Origin of the sequence: Pseudomonas pseudonitroreducens (genome assembly GCF_021603645.1) — a bacterium.
In the GTDB taxonomy this organism is placed as follows: domain Bacteria; phylum Pseudomonadota; class Gammaproteobacteria; order Pseudomonadales; family Pseudomonadaceae; genus Pseudomonas; species Pseudomonas pseudonitroreducens.
Window position 1 is genome coordinate 297,611 of record NZ_BQHJ01000007.1, and the last position, 18,604, is coordinate 316,214.

Annotated in this window: 19 protein-coding genes and 1 riboswitch; of the genes, 5 read left to right on the forward strand and 14 right to left on the reverse strand. The window is 62.9% G+C overall.

All coding sequences use genetic code 11. The features are described 5' to 3' along the window. Nucleotides 1–159: 159 nt before the first annotated feature. From L6D89_RS18880 to L6D89_RS18890, 3 genes are all read left to right on the forward strand, one after another. Nucleotides 160–357 carry a Flp family type IVb pilin gene (locus L6D89_RS18880; RefSeq protein ID WP_236174858.1) on the forward strand — a complete coding sequence of 66 codons (198 nt, stop codon included), beginning with the start codon at nucleotides 160–162 and terminating at the stop codon, nucleotides 355–357. Between the two features lie 160 nt (nucleotides 358–517). After that, nucleotides 518–2,413 carry a methyl-accepting chemotaxis protein gene (locus tag L6D89_RS18885; protein ID WP_236200786.1) on the forward strand — a complete coding sequence of 632 codons (1,896 nt, stop codon included), beginning with the start codon at nucleotides 518–520 and terminating at the stop codon, nucleotides 2,411–2,413. 466 nt (nucleotides 2,414–2,879) lie between these two features. Further along, a complete protein-coding gene (locus L6D89_RS18890; RefSeq protein ID WP_236200787.1) occupies nucleotides 2,880–4,769 on the forward strand; it encodes a methyl-accepting chemotaxis protein in 1,890 nt (629 codons plus the stop codon). A gap of 196 nt (nucleotides 4,770–4,965) precedes the next feature. Here the strand turns inward: L6D89_RS18890 and L6D89_RS18895 are convergent, their stop codons facing one another. The 13 genes from L6D89_RS18895 to L6D89_RS18955 form a co-directional block, all read right to left on the reverse strand. Next, a complete protein-coding gene (locus L6D89_RS18895; RefSeq protein WP_236200788.1) occupies nucleotides 4,966–6,444 on the reverse strand; it encodes a helicase HerA-like domain-containing protein in 1,479 nt (492 codons plus the stop codon). A gap of 79 nt (nucleotides 6,445–6,523) precedes the next feature. Further along, nucleotides 6,524–7,723, reverse strand: a complete 1,200-nt coding sequence (gene pncB / locus L6D89_RS18900; RefSeq protein ID WP_236200789.1) for a nicotinate phosphoribosyltransferase — start codon at nucleotides 7,721–7,723, stop codon at nucleotides 6,524–6,526. Nucleotides 7,724–7,814: 91 nt separating this feature from the next. Beyond that, nucleotides 7,815–8,039, reverse strand: coding sequence for a hypothetical protein (locus L6D89_RS18905; RefSeq protein ID WP_081517518.1), 225 nt, complete (start codon nucleotides 8,037–8,039; stop codon nucleotides 7,815–7,817). Further along, nucleotides 8,036–8,740 carry a lipopolysaccharide kinase InaA family protein gene (locus tag L6D89_RS18910; RefSeq protein WP_236174467.1) on the reverse strand — a complete coding sequence of 235 codons (705 nt, stop codon included), beginning with the start codon at nucleotides 8,738–8,740 and terminating at the stop codon, nucleotides 8,036–8,038. The genes L6D89_RS18905 and L6D89_RS18910 overlap by 4 nt, the downstream gene beginning before the upstream one ends. A gap of 3 nt (nucleotides 8,741–8,743) precedes the next feature. Further along, entirely contained in the window at nucleotides 8,744–9,415 is a 672-nt protein-coding gene (locus tag L6D89_RS18915; RefSeq protein WP_236200790.1) for a class I SAM-dependent methyltransferase, read from the reverse strand. An 82-nt stretch (nucleotides 9,416–9,497) separates the two neighbouring features. Beyond that, complete coding sequence (locus L6D89_RS18920; protein ID WP_236200791.1) at nucleotides 9,498–10,772, reverse strand: sensor histidine kinase; 1,275 nt, start codon at nucleotides 10,770–10,772, stop codon at nucleotides 9,498–9,500. Next, nucleotides 10,762–11,445 (reverse strand): response regulator transcription factor, encoded by a 684-nt coding sequence (locus tag L6D89_RS18925; protein ID WP_024764087.1) that lies wholly within the window; start codon nucleotides 11,443–11,445, stop codon nucleotides 10,762–10,764. The genes L6D89_RS18920 and L6D89_RS18925 overlap by 11 nt, the downstream gene beginning before the upstream one ends. A gap of 130 nt (nucleotides 11,446–11,575) precedes the next feature. After that, nucleotides 11,576–11,896, reverse strand: a complete 321-nt coding sequence (locus tag L6D89_RS18930; protein WP_236200792.1) for a DUF190 domain-containing protein — start codon at nucleotides 11,894–11,896, stop codon at nucleotides 11,576–11,578. A 16-nt stretch (nucleotides 11,897–11,912) separates the two neighbouring features. Continuing rightward, a complete protein-coding gene (gene crcB, locus L6D89_RS18935; protein ID WP_236174463.1) occupies nucleotides 11,913–12,296 on the reverse strand; it encodes a fluoride efflux transporter CrcB in 384 nt (127 codons plus the stop codon). Nucleotides 12,297–12,361: 65 nt separating this feature from the next. Continuing rightward, a riboswitch (Fluoride riboswitch) is annotated at nucleotides 12,362–12,424 on the reverse strand. 73 nt (nucleotides 12,425–12,497) lie between these two features. Then, nucleotides 12,498–14,138, reverse strand: coding sequence for a chaperonin GroEL (groL, locus tag L6D89_RS18940; RefSeq protein ID WP_184589138.1), 1,641 nt, complete (start codon nucleotides 14,136–14,138; stop codon nucleotides 12,498–12,500). A gap of 48 nt (nucleotides 14,139–14,186) precedes the next feature. Beyond that, a complete protein-coding gene (locus L6D89_RS18945; protein ID WP_236200793.1) occupies nucleotides 14,187–14,480 on the reverse strand; it encodes a co-chaperone GroES in 294 nt (97 codons plus the stop codon). Nucleotides 14,481–14,717: 237 nt separating this feature from the next. Then, on the reverse strand, nucleotides 14,718–15,185 hold the full coding sequence (locus tag L6D89_RS18950) for an FxsA family protein (RefSeq protein ID WP_236200794.1): 468 nt from the start codon (nucleotides 15,183–15,185) through the stop codon (nucleotides 14,718–14,720). 87 nt (nucleotides 15,186–15,272) lie between these two features. After that, on the reverse strand, nucleotides 15,273–16,010 hold the full coding sequence (locus L6D89_RS18955; RefSeq protein WP_236200795.1) for a HugZ family pyridoxamine 5'-phosphate oxidase: 738 nt from the start codon (nucleotides 16,008–16,010) through the stop codon (nucleotides 15,273–15,275). 107 nt (nucleotides 16,011–16,117) lie between these two features. Here L6D89_RS18955 and L6D89_RS18960 point away from each other — a divergent pair, with 107 nt between their 5' ends. Next, on the forward strand, nucleotides 16,118–16,876 hold the full coding sequence (locus L6D89_RS18960) for an SDR family oxidoreductase (RefSeq protein ID WP_236174460.1): 759 nt from the start codon (nucleotides 16,118–16,120) through the stop codon (nucleotides 16,874–16,876). 134 nt (nucleotides 16,877–17,010) lie between these two features. On the opposite strand, the gene L6D89_RS18965 is transcribed toward L6D89_RS18960, so the two are convergent. After that, entirely contained in the window at nucleotides 17,011–18,012 is a 1,002-nt protein-coding gene (locus tag L6D89_RS18965) for a DUF481 domain-containing protein (RefSeq protein ID WP_236174459.1), read from the reverse strand. A 193-nt stretch (nucleotides 18,013–18,205) separates the two neighbouring features. Here L6D89_RS18965 and L6D89_RS18970 point away from each other — a divergent pair, with 193 nt between their 5' ends. Then, on the forward strand, nucleotides 18,206–18,580 hold the full coding sequence (locus L6D89_RS18970) for an MGMT family protein (RefSeq protein ID WP_236200845.1): 375 nt from the start codon (nucleotides 18,206–18,208) through the stop codon (nucleotides 18,578–18,580). Nucleotides 18,581–18,604 lie beyond the last annotated feature (24 nt).

Below are 18,604 nucleotides of genomic sequence, written 5' to 3' on the forward strand. Positions count from 1 at the left end.
AAATTTACGCCATGCAATTACTTATATGCCGAGATAGCTATAACTTTGGTATTAGCGCTATTTGAACAATTGCATTCGGCCATACGACGCCTAGCCTGACGATGAAGTCGGGGCGCCGCCCCGGTGGTATTCGAGGGAGCACCCGCCATGGACCTGAAAATCAAGAACCTGTCCCTGAAGCTGTACTGCGCAGCCAAGGCATTCGCCGCCGACAAGGAAGGGGCAACCGCGATCGAATATGCGGTTATCGCTGGATTGATCTCGGTGGTGGTAATCGCGGGGGCCAGCGTAATCGGTGGTGATCTGGGCACGATCATGACCAGCATCCAGGATGAAGTGGCTAAAGCCGTCAAATAAGTTTCCGCAGTTCGACCACCCCGATTATTTCGAATCGATAGTTCCCGCGCTACTGCGCGGGAACTTGTTCGGCTGCATGTTTGTGCAACGCCGCTAAAGTTTTTCCCGGCGCAGCCGATACAACCTGCTCAAACCCGTTTTGCAGCAGGATGCTTTACCGATGCTTCGTTCGCTGTCCTTCTCCAGGAAGATTCTCCTGGCAGCCTCCCTGGTGGTCACCTTCGCCTTCGCCTGTTTCATCCTCTTCAACGACTTCCGCCAGCGCGAGGCCATCCACTCCGACACCGAGTCCTACCTCTCCGAGGTCGGCAGCCTGACCGCCAGCAACATCCAGAGCTGGCTGGAAGGCCGCATCCAGTTGGTCGAGGCGGAGGCCGCGCAACTGGCCGATGGCGAGCCGACGCCCGAACGCATCCAGCATGTACTGGAGCAGGCGGTATTCCAGAAGAACTTCGAATCGGTCTACCTGGGCGAAGCCTCCAGCGGCGTATTCACCATGCGCCCCTACGCACCGATGCCCGACGGCTACGACCCGCGCACTCGCGGCTGGTACAAGGACGCCGTGGCCGCCGGCCGGCTGATCGTCACCGAGCCCTTCCTCGACGCCGGCACCAACGAGCAGATTCTCGCCATGTCGATGCCGGTCATGCGCAACGGCCAACTGGTCGGCGTAGCCGCCGGCGACATGAAGCTGGAAACCATCACCGCGATCATCAACTCGCTGAAATTCGACGGCGACGGCTATGCCTTCCTGGTCAGCGATGCCGGCAAGATCCTCCTGCACCCGGACAGCAGCCTGATCTTCAAATCCCTCGGCGAGGTCTACCAGCAAGGCGCACCGAAGGTGCAGCCGGGCGTGCAGGAAGTCAGCATCAACGGTGAAGAGCAACTGGTCTCGATGACACCGGTGAAGGGCCTGCCGGGCGTCACCTGGTACGTCGCCCTGGTGCTCAACAAGGACTCGGCCTACGCGATGCTGAGCGACTTCCGCAACACCGCCATCATTGCCACGGTAATCGCCATCGTCGCTATCCTCTTCCTGCTGGGCATGCTGATCCGCGTGCTGATGGCGCCGCTGACCGACATGGGCCGTGCCATGCAGGACATCGCCCAGGGCGAAGGCGACCTGACCAAGCGCCTGCAAGTCGCCAGCAACGACGAGTTCGGCGTGTTGGCCAACGCCTTCAACCGCTTCGTCGAACGTATCCACGAGTCGATCCGCGAAGTGGCCTCCACCGCGCGCCAACTACATGACGTATCGCAACTGGTGGTGAACGCCTCCAACTCGTCGATGAGCAACTCCGACGAGCAGGCCAACCGCACCAACAGCGTGGCCGCGGCGATCAACGAACTGGGCGCCGCCGCCCAGGAGATCGCGCGCAACGCCGCCGACGCCTCGCACCACGCCACCGATGCTTCGCACCAGGCCGGCGACGGGCGCCAAGTGGTCGAGCAGACCATCAGCGCGATGAACCTGCTGTCGGACAAGATCAGCTCCGCCTGCGCCAACATCGAGGCGTTGAACAGCCGCACGGTGAACATCGGGCAGATTCTGGAGGTGATCAAGGGCATCTCCGAACAGACCAACCTGCTGGCTCTCAACGCCGCCATCGAGGCCGCCCGTGCCGGTGAGGCCGGCCGCGGCTTCGCCGTGGTCGCCGACGAGGTGCGCAACCTCGCCCACCGCGCCCAGGAATCCGCCCAGCAGATTCAGAAGATGATCGAAGAGCTACAGGTTGGCGCCCGCGAAGCCGTGGACACCATGACCGAAAGCCAGCGCTACAGCCTGGAAAGCGTGGAGATCGCCAACCGCGCCGGCGAGCGCCTGGCCAGCGTCACCCACCGCATTGGCGAGATCGACTCGATGAACCAGTCGGTGGCCACCGCCACCGAGGAGCAGACCGCGGTGGTCGACTCGCTGAACATGGACATCACCGAGATCAACACCCTGAACCAGGAAGGTGTGGAAAACCTGCAAGCGACCCTGCGCGCCTGCGCCGACCTGGAAAACCAGGCCGGCCGCCTGCGCCACCTGGTGGACAGCTTCCGCATCTGACCGCAGCGGAAAACGAAAAAGGCGCCTGAAGGCGCCTTTTTTGTTCGCGAGCAAGGGCTAGGCGCCCCCACGGTCCGACAGGGCGCTGCGTGCTCTTTGTAGGAGCGAGCTTGCTCGCGAACCACCCCGCGACAAAACCGCCGCTGAACCGCACTTTCGGGCCTGGCCCAGCAACCTGTATCACCGCTGAAACACCCACCACAGAGCCACCCCTACCGTTCGTCCGACTCTTTCAAGCTTCCCTTGGGCACGCCGAAAGCAAGGGTGAAGGCCTTTGATAGCAACCAACAAACCGGGCCTGTCAGTACCGCCGGCACAAGGGAGTACCGGCCACGCCCGCACGGCTACCCGCCGCGTCGGCGCCGTCCGTTTCACACCACGGGGACGGACGTTCTGCGGCGACACCGGATCTGTCGCCCGGACCTACGCCGTTCAGGCATCCCACTACCTCCGGACTCGACGCAGCATGATCAAGAGCCTGAAATTCAGCCATAAGATTCTCCTGGCCGCCTCTCTTGTTGTTTTCTCGGCATTCGCCCTCTTCACCCTCTACAACGACTACCTGCAGCGCAACGCGATCCGCGAGGACCTCGAAGACTACCTGCGGGAAATGGGCGACGTGAGCGCCAGCAACATTCAGAACTGGCTGAGCGGCCGGCTGCTGCTGATCGAAAGCACCGCACAGACCATTGCCCGCGACAGCACAACGGAGCACCTGAGCGCGCTGCTGGAACAGGACACCCTGCGCAAGACCTTCAACTTCACCTACCTGGGCCAGGAAGACGGCACCTTCACCATGCGCCCGAACAGCCCCATGCCTGATGGCTACGACCCGCGCACCCGCCCCTGGTACAAGGATGCCGTTGCCGCCGGCGGCACCACGCTGACCGAACCCTACATCGACGCGGCCACCCAGGAACTGATCATGACCGTGGCGACCCCGGCACGCGCCGGCGGCAAGACCGTGGGCGTGGTCGGCGGCGACCTCGGCCTGCAGACCCTGGTGCAGATCATCAACTCGCTGGACTTCAGCGGCATGGGCTATGCCTTCCTGGTCAGCGGCGACGGCAAGATCCTGGTGCATCCGGACAAGAGCTTCATCATGAAGTCCCTGGCCGACATCTACCCGCAGAACACACCCAGAATCGGCGGCGGCTTCAGCGAGGCCGAACTCAACGGTCACACCCGCATCCTCAGCTTCACCCAGGTCAAAGGCCTGCCATCGGTGAACTGGTACATCGGCCTGTCCATCGACAAGGACGCTGCCTATTCGATGCTGAGCAAATTCCGCACCTCGGCCGTCATCGCCGCGGCCATCGCCATCGTCGCCATCCTGCTCCTGCTGGGCATGCTGATCCGCGTGCTGATGCAGCCGCTGACCACCATGGGCCGCGCCATGGAAGACATCGCCCAGGGCGAGGGTGACCTGACCAAGCGCCTGAAAGTCGCCAGCAACGACGAGTTCGGCGTGCTGGGCAATGCCTTCAACCGCTTCGTCGAGCGTATCCACGAGTCGATCCGCGAAGTGGCCTCCACCGCGCGCCAGTTGCACGACGTCTCGCAACTGGTGGTGAACGCCTCCAACTCGTCGATGAGCAACTCCGACGAGCAGGCCAACCGCACCAACAGCGTGGCCGCGGCAATCAACGAACTGGGCGCCGCCGCCCAGGAGATCGCGCGTAACGCCGCCGACGCCTCGCACCACGCCACCGATGCTTCGCACCAGGCCGGCGACGGGCGCCAGGTGGTCGAGCAGACCATCAGCGCGATGAACCTGCTGTCGGACAAGATCAGCTCCGCCTGCGCCAACATCGAGGCGTTGAACAGCCGCACGGTGAACATCGGGCAGATTCTGGAGGTGATCAAGGGCATCTCCGAACAGACCAACCTGCTGGCCTTGAACGCCGCCATCGAGGCCGCCCGCGCCGGGGAAGCCGGCCGTGGCTTCGCCGTGGTCGCCGACGAGGTGCGCAACCTCGCCCACCGCGCCCAGGAATCGGCCCAGCAGATCCAGAAGATGATCGAGGAGTTGCAGGTCGGTGCCCGCGAAGCCGTGGACACCATGACCGAGAGCCAGCGCTACAGCCTGGAGAGCGTGGAAATCGCCAACCGCGCCGGCGAGCGCCTGGCCAGCGTCACCCACCGCATTGGCGAGATCGACTCGATGAACCAGTCGGTGGCCACCGCCACCGAGGAGCAGACCGCGGTGGTCGACTCGCTGAACATGGACATCACCGAGATCAACACCCTGAACCAGGAAGGCGTGGAGAACCTGCAGGCTACCCTGCGTGCCTGCGCCGACCTGGAAAACCAGGCTGGCCGCCTGCGCCATCTGGTGGACAGCTTCCGCATCTGACCGCAGCGGAAAACGAAAAAGGCGCCTGAAGGCGCCTTTTTTGTTCGCGAGCGAGGGCTAGGCGCCCCCACGGTCCGACAGGGCGCTGCGTGCTCTTTGTAGGAGCGAGCTTGCTCGCGAACCGCCTCCCGAAAAATCCACCGGCAAACTCTGCTTTCACTGGGACCGATCTGATCCGTGACAGACGGCTCCGCGATTACCGCCGCTTGCTTCCGCCCAACAGCGCGCCCATCAGCCCACGCACCAGTTGCCGGCCGATCTGATTCGCCGCCTGACGCACCACCGTCTTGCTGACCTGGCTGGCCAGTGAACCGAGGATTTCGCCGGCCATACCACCGAAATCAGTGCCCTTCTCTTCCTTCTCCTGGGTCGTAGCCATCTTGTCGTCAGCGCGGCCGGTCAGTTTCTCGTAGGCGGACTCGCGGTCGATCGGCTGGTCATAGCGGCCGGCCAGCGGAGAGCGCCGGATGATCTCGGCGCGCTCGGCATCGGTCAGCGGGCCGATGCGCGACTGCGGCGGCGCTACGGCCACGCGCTGGACCATCGCGGGCGTGCCCTTCTCTTCCAGGGTGCCCACCAGCGCCTCGCCGATACCCAGTTCGGTGAGAACCTTGAGGGTGTCGAACGCCGGGTTCGGGCGGAAGCCATCGGCCACCGCACGCAGGGACTTCTGCTCCTTGGCGGTGAACGCGCGCAGGCCGTGCTGGATGCGCAGGCCCAGCTGCGCCAGTACATCGTCGGGCAGGTCGCTGGGCGACTGGGTGACGAAGTAGACACCCACGCCCTTGGAGCGAATCAGCCGCACCACCTGCTCCAGGCGATCCTGCAGGGCCTTGGGCGTACCGTTGAACATCAGGTGCGCCTCGTCGAAGAACAACGCGAGGATCGGTTTGTCGGCATCACCACGCTCGGGCAATTGCTCGAACAGCTCGGCCAGCAGCCAGAGCAGGAAGGTGGCGTAGACCTTGGGCGCATCGTGCACCAGCTTGCTGGCGTCCAGCAGGTGGATACGGCCACGGCCGTCGGCCTCGGGGCGCAGCAGGTCTTCCAGTTGCAGCGCCGGCTCACCGAAGAAGTCCTCGGCGCCCTGCTGCTCCAGCAGCGCCAGGCGCCGTAGCAGCGCCTGGGACGAAGCCGCCGTGAACAATGCGCGGTCCTCACCGAGGACTTCCGGATGCTCCTTGAAGTGATTGAGCAACGCCTTGAGGTCCTTCAGGTCGAGCAGCAGCAGGCCTTCACGGTCGGCCACCTTGAAGGCGGCGAACAGCGCCGCCTGCTGGCTCTCGGTCAGCTCCAGCAGGTTGGCCAGCAGCAGCGGGCCCATTTCCGACAACGTGGTGCGCAGCGGGTGGCCGGTCTTCCCGGCGACGTCCCAGATGCTCACCGGGTAGCCCTGCGGCTGGTAGTTCAGCCAGGGCATGCTGGCAATGCGCTCAGCCACCTTACCCTGCGGGTTGCCGGCGGCGGCGATACCGCAGAGGTCACCCTTGATGTCGGCAGCGAACACCGCGATGCCGGCGTCGCTGAAGGACTCGGCAAGGTGCTGCAGCGTCACCGTCTTGCCGGTGCCGGTGGCGCCAGCGATCAGGCCGTGACGGTTGGCCAGCTTCCAGGACTGGCCGATCGGCTGCCCGTCGGGGCCCGCGCCGATGATGAGTTCGTTCGTGGCTGACATCCGTTGTTCCCCTTTCAGTGGGCCTGTCGCTGTGAGTGCCTGAACAAGAGTGGCGCGTCCGGCCGCGCCGCGCAATCGGCTACGCCGGCACTTTGAAGACGTGTTTGAGATAGTGCAGGAAGTTCTCGTCCTTGCACTGGGTCTTGCCCGGCGCATCGGAGATTTTCGCCACTGGATGGCCATTGCAGGCGGTCATCTTCAGCACCATGTTCATCGGCTGTACGCCCGGCACATCGCAAGTGAAGTGAGTACCGATGCCGAAGCTGACATCGATGCGCTCGCGCAGCGCCCGGTAGATTTCCAACGCGCGTGGCAGGTTGAGGCCGTCGGAGAACACCAGCGTCTTGGTCTGCGGGTCGATGCCCAGTTGCTCGTAGTGACGGATGGCCTTCTCCGCCCACTCCAGCGGGTCGCCCGAGTCGTGGCGCAGGCCATCGAAGAGCTTGGCGAAGTAGAGGTCGAAGTCCGCCATGAAGGCTTCCATGGTGATGCAGTCGGTCAGCGCGATCCCCAACTGGCCACGGTATTCGCGGACCCAGGCATCCAGCGCGGCGGCCTGGCTGTCGATCAGCCGCGGGCCGAGTTGCTGGTGCGCCATCAGCCACTCGTGGGCCATGGTGCCCAGGGGCTTCACGCCCAGCTCGCGGGCCAGGTGAACGTTGCTGGTGCCAACGAAATGCCCCGGGAAGCCGTCACGCAGATCACGCACAACCGCCTCCTGCACCGGGTAGGAAAAGCGCCGGCGGGTACCGAAGTCGGCCATCTTGAAGCCGGCCAGCTCTTCACCACTGGCCTCCTGGCGCAACCAGTCGAACTTTTCCTGCAGGCGCTCGCGGACCATCGTCAGCGTCGTGCCCGGGTGGCGATGGCGGTTGCGTACTTCGCTGATGCTCGCCAGCAGCGGCACCTCGAAGAGGATCACGTGCAGCCATGGGCCTTTCAGGCGCAGGAACAGCTCGTCGTTCTCCACGCCCAGTTGCACATAACTGGGATTGAAGCGGAACAGACCGAGGAAGCGAATGAAGTCCGGCTTGAAGAAAGGGATGCGCTCGAGGAAGGCCAGGTCCTGCGGCGCGAAGGAGAGCTCCGCCAGGCGCTCGATCTGTTCGCGCAGCGGGTCCAGATAGGCGCGCAGGTCCTCTTCGTTGCGGCAACGGAACTCCCACTCCACCTCGGCGTTGGGGTAGTTGTGCAGCACCGCCTGCATCATGCTCAGCTTGTAGAAATCGGTATCCAGCAGGTTCTGCACGATCCGCCGGGAAAATGCGCTGTCGCTCATGCTCGTCTCATCGCAGGCTTCGAACCGGCAGTCTAAACCGGTCGCCCACAAAAAACCCCGCCGAGGCGGGGTTTGGAGTTCGAATCAGAAATCAGCGGGCCTTGCTCTGCGACATTCCGAACAGGAAAAGCAGCAGGTCGTCATCCGGGCGGATGTCCTGTTGCTTGGCGCGCAGGTTGGGCGGCATCGGGCAGCTGTCCAGGCCACCTTTTCCGGAAATGACCGAAGGCCCCGGCTCATGCCAGGCCGCCGCCGCCAGGGTCGCCACCCCGAGCGCGCCGATGAGGAGCAAACCTCGCGTAATTTCTAACTTCATGTCTGCAACCCTTTGATGGCGCTGCCAAACGCCGCTTGGTAACCATAGACAAAGGCCTGCCATTGCGCCTCTGTCCACGACGAGCGGCGTTTGACCTGGCGAAGATCGTGACGGGCAGCACGCTGGGCGCTGAAACGCTGACGGGCTTTTTCCATGTCAATCAGGGCCACGTCGATCTTGTCGCCGTCCACCTTCACGAAGACATGCTTCAGGTAGAGGCAGCCATGCTGCCAACGGCCGGCATTAAGCTTTGCAAGGGTACTACCGTAATGTTGCAGAATTCTTTGGTGCAGGGCTTCGCCCCAACGCTCCTGGTCGCCACGGGCGTAACAGTCTTCCAGGCTGCTGAAGCCATCCAGCGATTCGGTGACCAGCAGCGCCTGCCACTCGCCGTCGACCTTGCGGCAACCGGCGTAGACCAGGGTCGGCACCTTCACCCCCAGCGCCTCGGCAGCGCGCAGGGCGTCCCGTTCACGGATGGCGGTGGGGTAACCGAAAGGATGCAGCAGGTCGCGATAGATGTGTCCCACCTGCTGCTTGCGGTACAGCAGACGGCCGTCGGAGGTCAGGACTCGCTGCACGCCGCTTTCGCCACCGCGCCGACGGTTGGGTTCCTCGACCCATTTGCCGGGCACCTGAAGCCAACGGTCGATGGCGTTATCACCGGAAATTTGCTGCAGCGATGCCAGATCAACGGCCATCCATCACTCCTTGCGCAGAATGTAGACCCGCCACATATGGATGAGCGGGACGAAATCAATGTGATCCTGGACCTTGAAACCAGCCTGGCGGAACTCCGCCTCGATGGTCTTGGCAGGTATCACGAAGCGGTTCTGGTAGGCGTGTTTCTGGCGAGTTGACTCGGCGCGCGCACGTTTCCAGGACTTGAAGTTGCCATCCACCCACATCGACAGGATCACCGAATCACGAGTTACGCGGTGAAATTCGCGCAACATCGTCAAACGGTCGTCAGATTCACCGATATGGTGCATCAGGCGCATCGAGAAGATGCTGTCGACGGCGTTGTCGGGCAGATCAATGGCAAACGCCGAAGTCTGCAAAGGTCGGACGCGTTTTACAACCTCATTCGGTTGACCGGCACAGGCGACGGCGATCATGTCCGGCGAATTGTCCGCACCGATGATCACCCGGTTCTCCTTCTCGGCCAGCATCGGCCAGAAGCGCCCGGCGCCGCACGGCAGGTCGAGCACCAGGTTGGGCTGGCCGGCCAGCTTGAGTGCCTGGCGGGCAACTTGGACATCGCGCCAGTGGGAAAGTTTCCGCGAGAGTCCGGCCTGGTGCTTGCGCAGATAACGCTCTGCGTGCTGGCGGTCGTACTTTTGGGAGAACTCCAGGTCGACGGGTTTATCAGTCATCGGATATTTACCTTTCCCGAATTCAGGTCAAACGATACAAATCAGCCTGTCACAGCCGGGTCATGCACTTGTGAAGATTTTGTCAAACGACGGCTAGGCGAACTTCGAAGCGACAGCCATGAGGCTCGGCCGGACGCAGCGTGACGTCCCAGCCTTCGGAGGCGCAAATCCGCTTGACCAGCGACAACCCCAGCCCAAGCCCCTCGCCACGCGGGTTCTGGCCGCGAACGAACGGCTGGAAGACGCGCTCGCGCTGCTCTTCCGGGATGCCGGCGCCGGTGTCTTCGACCCAGAATCCGTTCGGCCCAAGTTGTAAGCGGATGCTGCCGCTTTCGGTGTAGTGCATGGCATTGCGCAATAAATTGCTCATCACCGAACGCAGGAAAGGCGCATTGAATTGTCCGAGCATCTCCTGGCCGGCTTCGTATTCCAGCGTCAGCCCTTTCGCCTCGATGGGCCCCCGCCACTGCGCAACCAGTTCGTCGGCAATCTGCCGCAACCCAGCCTGGGACACGATCGCCATGTCCTTGCGCTGCGCGCGGGCCAGCATCAGGAAGGTCTGCACCAGGTCGCGCATCTCTTCGCAGGCACTGTTCATGCGTGCCAACTGCGCGCGTGCGCGCGGGCTGAGCCCCGACTCTTCCGCCAGCAGTTCGCAGCTGGTGGCGATCACCATCAGCGGCGTGCGCAGTTCGTGGCTGACGTCGCTGGTAAAGAGCTTCTCCCGGGTCAGCACATCGTGCAGCCGACCCATGGCGTAATCGAAGGCTGCCGCCAGCTCACCGACCTCATCGTTGGCGTAGTCGGGCGACATCGGCGGCGCCAGCTCCAGCAACTGGTCGCGGTGACGAACCTGGCGCGCCAGGCGCGATACCGGCTCCATGACCTTGCGCGACAACAGCCAGCCGAGCAGCCCGGAAAGCGTCAGGCTGAGCACGTAACCGGTGACGACGGCGGCATACAGGATCTGCTCGCGCGCCTCGAAATCACTCTGGTCCTGCAGCAGGACGAAACGCCGGCCGTCGATATCCCGCGCCAGCGCATGGAACGACAGTTCGCCATCGAACACTTCGTGGAATCCCGCATCCAGGCGGCGCAACGCCGGCGGCATGGCGTAAACGCCGACGCCATCGCTGATGAAGAAGCGCATGCCTGGATCGAGCTTGGGTGCCTGGCCGTTGCCCAGGTCCTCATTGAGGATGCGGTCCAGTTCGCCGCCCAGGTCGCGGGAGATCAGGCGCTCCTCGACGATGTGGACGACGCCGACGATTCCTACCGAGAACAGGCCGCCAACGGCGGCGGTCATGAGTACAAAGGCAAAGACAATCCGTCGGGAAAGGCTCTGCTTATACTCCATGCGTTTCCTCTGCCAGCTTGTAGCCGACGCCGTGCACCGTGTGCAGCAGGGAGGAAGCGAAGGGCTTGTCGATCACCTGGCGCAGCTGATGAACGTGGCTGCGCAGGCTGTCGCTATCCGGACAGTCGTCGCCCCAGACGGCTTCCTCGAGGACATCGCGGCGCACCACATGCGGGCTCTTCTGCATCAGTACCGCCAGCAGCTTGAGGCCAATGGGGTTGAGCTTCAGCGGCTTGCCGGCGCGATTCACTTCGAGGGTGTCGAGGTTGTAGCTGAGATCGGCGACCTGCAATTCGCGACGGCCACCACCCTGGCTGCGGCGCAGGACCGCTTCGATGCGCGCGGCCAACTCGGAGAGCGCGAAGGGCTTGAGCAGGTAGTCGTCGGCACCGGAGCGGAAGCCTTGCAGGCGGTCATCCAGTTGGTCGCGGGCGGTGAGCATGATCACCGGAGTGTCGCGGCGGGCGTCTTCGCGCAGGCGACGGCACAGGGTGAAACCATCCAGCCCCGGCAGCATGACGTCCAGTACGATCAGGTCGTAATGGGACGTCGCCGCCAAGTGCAATCCGGACAGGCCGTCCTGGGCACAATCCACCGTGTAGCCTTTCAGGCCCAGGTAGTCAGCCATATTGGCCAGGATGTCCCGATTGTCTTCAACCAACAGAATGCGCATATGCTCTCCTCGAACGCAGTGCACTCTAGCCTAACCAGCTTAAATGGAACTTAAAGACCTTTTACGGAATTTTCACACTTAACCTGCCGATTTCCCGAGCAACAGGCGAAAGGCCGCGCCAGATGCCGCCTCAGTCGTCCTCACCGGTGACGCCGAACTCGATCGGTGTCTTCACGTAGAACAACTTCACCCCTGCCTGGCGAATCGCCGCGAAGATGCGTTCGCAATCCTCCTCGCTGACCGCCATGGTGACTTCCTGGGGTTGGTCGGTCAGTTCGAAGAAGTGCGCGTAGTGAATACGCCCGGTTTTGCCGAAGCCCTCGCTCGCCGTCATCAGGGTGGCGCCGCGCACGCCCTGGCGGCGAGCCTCCTCCAGCAGCCATTGGGCCAGCGGCAGGCCGGCATGCTTGCGGTCCTGCTGGGTGAAGAACTTCAACTGATAGCCGTTCATGTTTTCCTCCCGGGGCCTAACGGCCCATCAACGCGTGCACCGACCAGAGTCCGGCCAGGGTCATCAGCAACGAGCCGGCGAGGTGCGTGGCAACGGTGCCCATGGCCCATGCCAGTCGCCCCTGCTGCAGCAGCACGACGACTTCAGCCGAAAAGGTGGAGAAGGTGGTGAGGCCACCGCAGAACCCGGTAATGATCAGCAAGCGCCACTCGGGGGCTACGCCAGGGGAATTGGCGAAGAAAGCGATGGCCGCGCCGATGATGTAGCCGCCCACCAGGTTGGCGACTACCGTGCCCGGCGGCATGGAGGGCAGAAGAGTATTGAGCTTGAGCCCGAGCACCCAGCGCAGCAAGGCTCCGAGGGCGGCTCCGAGGGATACGGCGAGAATGGATTTCCACATGGTCCTGTCCTGGAAGGAAGTTTTTTGGACAGGCTGCAGGCGAGCGCCTACGCGCCTTTCCAGGTCTATGCGTAGGCATCATCAGCCACAAGGGCGGTTGAAGGAGGAATGCCATCTCCTGCGGTGAATACTGGCATATCCGACGCCCATGAAAAAGCCCCGCCTAGGCGGGGCTTCTTCTTACAACAGGTGCCGGGTGGCTTACATCATGCCGCCCATGCCACCCATGCCGCCCATGTCCGGCATGGCCGGAGCAGCCTTGTCGTCAGCCACTTCGGCAACCATGGCCTCGGTGGTGACCATCAGGCCGCCGATGGAAGCAGCAGCTTGCAGCGCCGAACGGGTGACTTTGGCCGGATCGAGAATACCCATCTCGATCATGTCGCCGTACACGCCGGTAGCAGCGTTGTAGCCGTAGTTGCCCGAACCTTGCTTGACCTTGTCGACCACGACGCTCGGCTCGTCACCGGAGTTGGCAACGATCTGGCGCAGCGGAGCTTCGACAGCGCGACGCAGCAGGGCGATACCGACGTTCTGGTCTTCGTTGTCGCCCTTCAGGCCTTCGATGGCTTGCAGAGCACGCACCAGAGCGACGCCGCCGCCAGGAACCACGCCTTCTTCGACCGCAGCACGGGTAGCGTGCAGGGCGTCTTCAACGCGGGCTTTCTTCTCTTTCATCTCGACTTCGGTGGCAGCGCCAACCTTGATCACGGCAACACCGCCGGCCAGCTTGGCCAGACGCTCTTGCAGCTTCTCACGGTCGTAGTCGGAGGAAGTCTCTTCGACCTGCTTGCGGATCTGCAGGACGCGGGCTTCGATGTCGGCCTGAGCGCCAGCGCCATCGATGATGGTGGTGTTTTCTTTGCTCAGTACGACGCGCTTGGCGTTACCCAGGTGCTCCAGGGTGGCGCCTTCCAGGCTCAGACCGACTTCTTCGGAGATGACGGTGCCGCCGGTCAGGATGGCGATATCCTGCAGCATGGCCTTGCGGCGGTCGCCGAAGCCCGGAGCCTTGACGGCTGCGACCTTGACGATGCCACGCATGTTGTTGACGACCAGGGTAGCCAGGGCTTCGCCTTCGACGTCTTCAGCCACGATCAGCAGCGGGCGGCCGGCTTTGGCAACGGCTTCCAGGACCGGCAGCATTTCGCGGATGTTGGAGATCTTCTTGTCGACCAGCAGCAGCAGCGGGCCATCGAGCTCGGCCACCATGGTGTCCGGCTTGTTGATGAAGTAGGGGGACAGGTAGCCGCGGTCGAACTGCATGCCTTCTACGACGGACAGTTCGTTTTCCAGGCCCGAGCCTTCTTCAACGGTGATCACGCCTTCTTTACCAACCTTGTCCATGGCTTCGGCAATGATGTTGCCGATGGAGTCGTCGGAGTTGGCGGAGATGGTGCCGACCTGGGCGATGGCCTTGGTGTCGGCGCAGGGCTTGGCCTGCTCTTTCAGCTGGGCAACGATGGCCACGGTGGCCTTGTCGATGCCGCGCTTCAGGTCCATCGGGTTCATGCCGGCAGCGACGGCTTTCAGGCCTTCGTTGACGATGGCCTGGGCCAGAACGGTAGCGGTGGTGGTGCCGTCACCGGCAGCGTCGTTGGCCTTGGAGGCAACGTCTTTCACCAGCTGGGCGCCCATGTTCTCGAACTTGTCTTTGAGTTCGATTTCCTTGGCGACGGAAACGCCGTCCTTGGTGATGGTCGGAGCACCGAAGCTCTTGTCCAGGATGACGTTACGGCCTTTCGGGCCGAGGGTCGCTTTAACCGCGTCGGCCAGGACGTTTACGCCGACCAGCATTTTCTTGCGAGCGGAATCGCCGAACTTAACTTCTTTGGCAGCCATGTTCTGTTTCCTCTAAATCGAATTCGGTGGGGAGTGGACGGACTGAAATCAGTCTTCCAGGACGGCGAGGATCTCGGACTCGCCCATCACCAGCAGTTCTTCGCCATCGACCTTGATGGCGTTGCTGCCGGAGTAAGGACCGAACACCACCTTGTCACCGACCTTGACGGCCAGCGCGCGAACTTCGCCGTTGTCCAGGACACGGCCGGCACCAACAGCGACCACTTCACCGCGGTTCGATTTCTCGGCGGCGGAACCCGGCAGCACGATGCCGCCTGCGGTTTTGGTCTCTTCCTCGCTGCGACGGATGACGACGCGGTCATGCAGAGGACGAAGCTTCATAGTCGTAACTCTCCCAAACTGTGATTTCCAACGGCCAGATCGATGCCCGGCGGGTTTTATTGAATCCGGCGGAGCCGGTTTGCGTCCCGGCTGGCGAGACGCGTAAAGAGCAGCCTGTCCAAGTGACAGGGACCTTGCGGTGACCGGTACATAAGGTCGCTACAAGGCATTTCAAGGGTGTGACCAAAAAAAATTTGCTAACGGAGGGTGCTTCGGGCGGGCTTGGCCGCCCGACGCTCAACGCAGGCGATCGCGATCTTCCTCGCGGCGCTGGTACTCGCCTTCGATCACGCTGGGGCCGCCGCGCTGCTGGGCGGCCGGATCGTCGGCGAAGGCCCGGCGGCGCTCGGCCTGTTCCTGCATGCGCTGGCGCACGCGGCCCAGCATCAGGCGGCGAGTGAAGGGAATCAGGCAGAACAGACCGACGACGTCGCTGATGAAGCCCGGCAGCATCAGCAGGCCACCGCCGAGGGCGATGACCAGACCTTCGAGCATTTCCTGCTCGGGCAGCTCGCCGCGGTTCAGGCGCTCGCGGGCGCGCAGCGCGGTGGCAACCCCGGCCACACGCAGCACTGCGGCACCGATGAAGGCGCCGGCGATGATCAGCAGCAGGGTCCAGCCCACGCCGATCACGCTGCCGATCTTGATCATCACGGCCAGCTCGATCAGCGGGAACAGAAGAATCAGGAAAAGAGGAACTCGCATCGATGTTTCCTTGGCGGGACGTTCACCCAGATAACAGGCAAGGTGGCGACGCCTCGCGCCGATTTCAAGGGAATGACAAGGGATTGCTCAGGCCTGGATCACTTCATTACCCGGCCAGACGTCCGCCCTGGCCAACTGCACCAGCGCCTGGCGCACCGCGCCGGAGTTGCTGCAGGGCGCGGGGAACGGCAGCCAGTGCAGGCCCTGGCCGATACGCAGGTGGAAACCTTCGGTATCAATTCCCGCCAGCTGCGGGTCCTTGCCGGCGGGCAACCCGGCCAGCTCGACGTAGTGTTCGATGGCGTTGGCGTGGTCGCTGTTCATGTGCTCGACCATGCTCTTTTCCGCCTCGCCAACGAAGGGATTGGCCAGCGGCACGCTGTCGGCACCCAGCCAGTGGATGTCACCGAATCCGCCGATGAAACGCCATTGCACCGGCTCCAGCACCCAGAAATCGAAGTCGTGGACGATGTGGTAATCCTGCGAACCGGGGAAATAGCGGTAGTAGCGCTCGGCGGCGCCAGCGATGGCGTCGACATCCTCGATCAGCAGCGCCTCGGCCAGCAGGGTCAGGCGGCCGGCGGCCTGGATGTCGTCGACGCCGCGCTCGCCGATCAGCAGCGAGCACTTGCCGTCCATCTGCAGGTTGTGGGTGTGCTGGGCGATGCGGCTGATCAGGATCAGCGGCCGGCCCGCCTCGTCCAGGCAGTACGGCACTACGGAGCCGAAGGGGAATCCGCTCCACTTCTTCGAGTGGGTGGAGAGGACGCCGCGGTATTCCTTGAGCAGCAGTTCTCGGGCATGCTTGGCAGCTTTCACGCTCAACTTATGACTCCTCGCAAAGAATCCGTCGCAAACGGACGGGCAGGACTGACTCTGTGCACAGCTGCCGGCGGGGCCTTTCACCAGAAACTGTTCGTGGGGTTGTTCCGATGCAATTGAAAGACAAGGTCATCATCATCACCGGTGGCTGCCAGGGCCTGGGCCGTGCCATGGGCGAATACCTCTCCGGCAAGGGCGCGCGCGTCGCCCTGGTCGACCTCAATGCCGAAAAACTGGACGAAGCCGTGACTGCCTGCAAGGCCGCTGGCGGTGACGCCCGCGCCTATCTGTGCAACGTCGCCAATGAAGAACAGGTTACCCACATGGTGGCCCAGGTCGCCAGCGACTTCGGCGCCATCAACGGCCTGGTCAACAACGCCGGCATCCTGCGCGACGGCCTGACCATCAAGGTCAAGGACGGCGAACTGAGCAAGATGAGCCTGGCCCAGTGGCAGGCGGTGATCGACGTCAACCTGACCGGTGTGTTCCTCTGCACCCGCGAAGTAGCGGCGAAGATGATCGAGCTGAAGAACGAAGGTGCGATCGTCAACATTTCCTCGATTTCCCGTGCCGGCAACATGGGTCAGGCCAACTACTCCGCGGCCAAGGCCGGCGTTGCCGCCGACACCGTGGTGTGGGCGAAGGAGCTGGCACGCTATGGCATCCGCGTGGCGGGTGTGGCGCCCGGCTTCATCGAGACCGACATGGTCGCCAGCATGAAGCCCGAGGCCCTGGAGAAGATGACCGCGGGCATTCCGCTCAAGCGCCTGGGCAAGCCGCTGGAGATCGCCCACTCGGTGGCCTACATCCTCGAAAACGATTACTACACCGGCCGCGTGCTGGAGCTGGACGGCGGCCTGCGCCTGTAATTCGCCTGTCCATGAAAAAGCCCCGCCATGTGCGGGGCTTTTTTGTGCTTCTTGTAGGAGCGAGCTTGCTCGCGAACGTTTCCCGCCATCGTTAGGGTTGTTCGCGAGCAAGCTCGCTCCCACATGAATCGCCGTTACCAGCCCACGCCCAGGCCCAGGGTATAGCGACGCTCGTTGACGTCGCCATCGTTGCCGCTGAGCTTGTCCCACTCGGCCTTCAGGCTCAGCGATGCCCAGGAGGTGAGCTTGTAGCGGATGCCCGCCTCGCTCTCCAGCTCATACTCGACGTTGGATTCCAGCGGTTTGCTGACCTCGCCGTTGGTGAACAGCTCGAACTGCTTGGCCAGCAGGTAGCGGTTGTAGTCCCACTTCACGCTGGTGCTGTAGAAGTGCGACTTCTCGTCGTCGACGAATTCGTAATCGTTGCGGTTGACCAGCGTGGCCAGGGAGAACGCGCCCAGTTCGTTATCCCAGAACTGGTAGCCCGGGCCGGTACCGACGGTGCGCTTTTTCTGCAGGTCCTCGATCCAGTCGCGCTTGTACTGCGCCTGGCCCTGCCAGAACCAGTGCTCGTCGAGGAAGCGGTCCAGCGCGTACTGCGCCGAATAATTGTTGGTGCTGACCTGGTCGTCCTTCTTCTCGCGGTTGTACTCACCCTGCAGGTTGTGGCGCCAACGGCCATGGCGGGCGTTGGTCTTGAAGTCGACGTCGTAATCCTCGACATCGTTCTCGGCCTGCTTGTGGTCCAGGGAGAAGTCGACGTTGCCGGTCCACACCCAGTCTTCGAGGATCGGCTTGGGCGGCATCATCTGTTCGATCTTCGCCAGCTCCACCGTGCGCGCCTCGCCGTTGACCAGCGTGACCATGCCCTGGTCGGACGCTTTCAGGCCCTTGGAGTGCTCGCCGGTTTCCTCGTCGTACTTCACCAGAAGGTTCTGGTCAGTCTCCAGGGTCTTGATCGCGTCCGACTTGAGGGTGATTTCCCCGCCGTAATCGGTCGCCAGCAGCAGCTTGCCGCCGTCATACAGTTTGATGGTGCCGGAGAGACGGTCACCATTCTTCAACCAGACGGTATCGGCGAGGGCGGACAGGGAGCAGGACGCAAGCGCAATGGAAAGCAGGGTTCTGGGGAACATGAGTCGAATTCAACTGGATTGAATGGGCAAAAAGCCGGGCATTATCCAGATACCCGACACCAGAGCAACGACTGACAGGCCCAGTTGCAGGGAGTTCACCATGGCTGACAGATGGGGCTGGAGAATGAGCCCGCTTGTCAGCACCGCGCCAACCTATATCCTGACGTTCAGCCCCTCTGCCATGGTGCTTTCGATGCCCAAGCCCAAGCTCCCACCCAGCGCACCGGTTGCCGATCTCGGACTGGAGAGCCTGCAGGTGCGTCGCGAGGCGATTTTCCTGGTGATTGCCCAGGTGCAGGAGGGGCACGTCATCACCTATGGCGACGTCGCCAGGCTGGCCGGGCTGGGCCGTGGCGCACGACTGGTAGGACGCATCCTCAGCCAGTTGCCGGAAGACACGCGCCTGCCTTGGCACCGGGTGATCGCTGCGGGTGGACGCATCAGCCTGCCACTGGGCAGCGTTTCAGGTAACGAGCAGCGCGCACGATTGCGTGCGGAGGGTGTCAGAATCCATAACGATCGGGTGGACATACGTCGGCACGGCTGGCCTAGCGGTGAGCAGTCCTAGTAGAGTTCGCGTAATTTTTCGTCC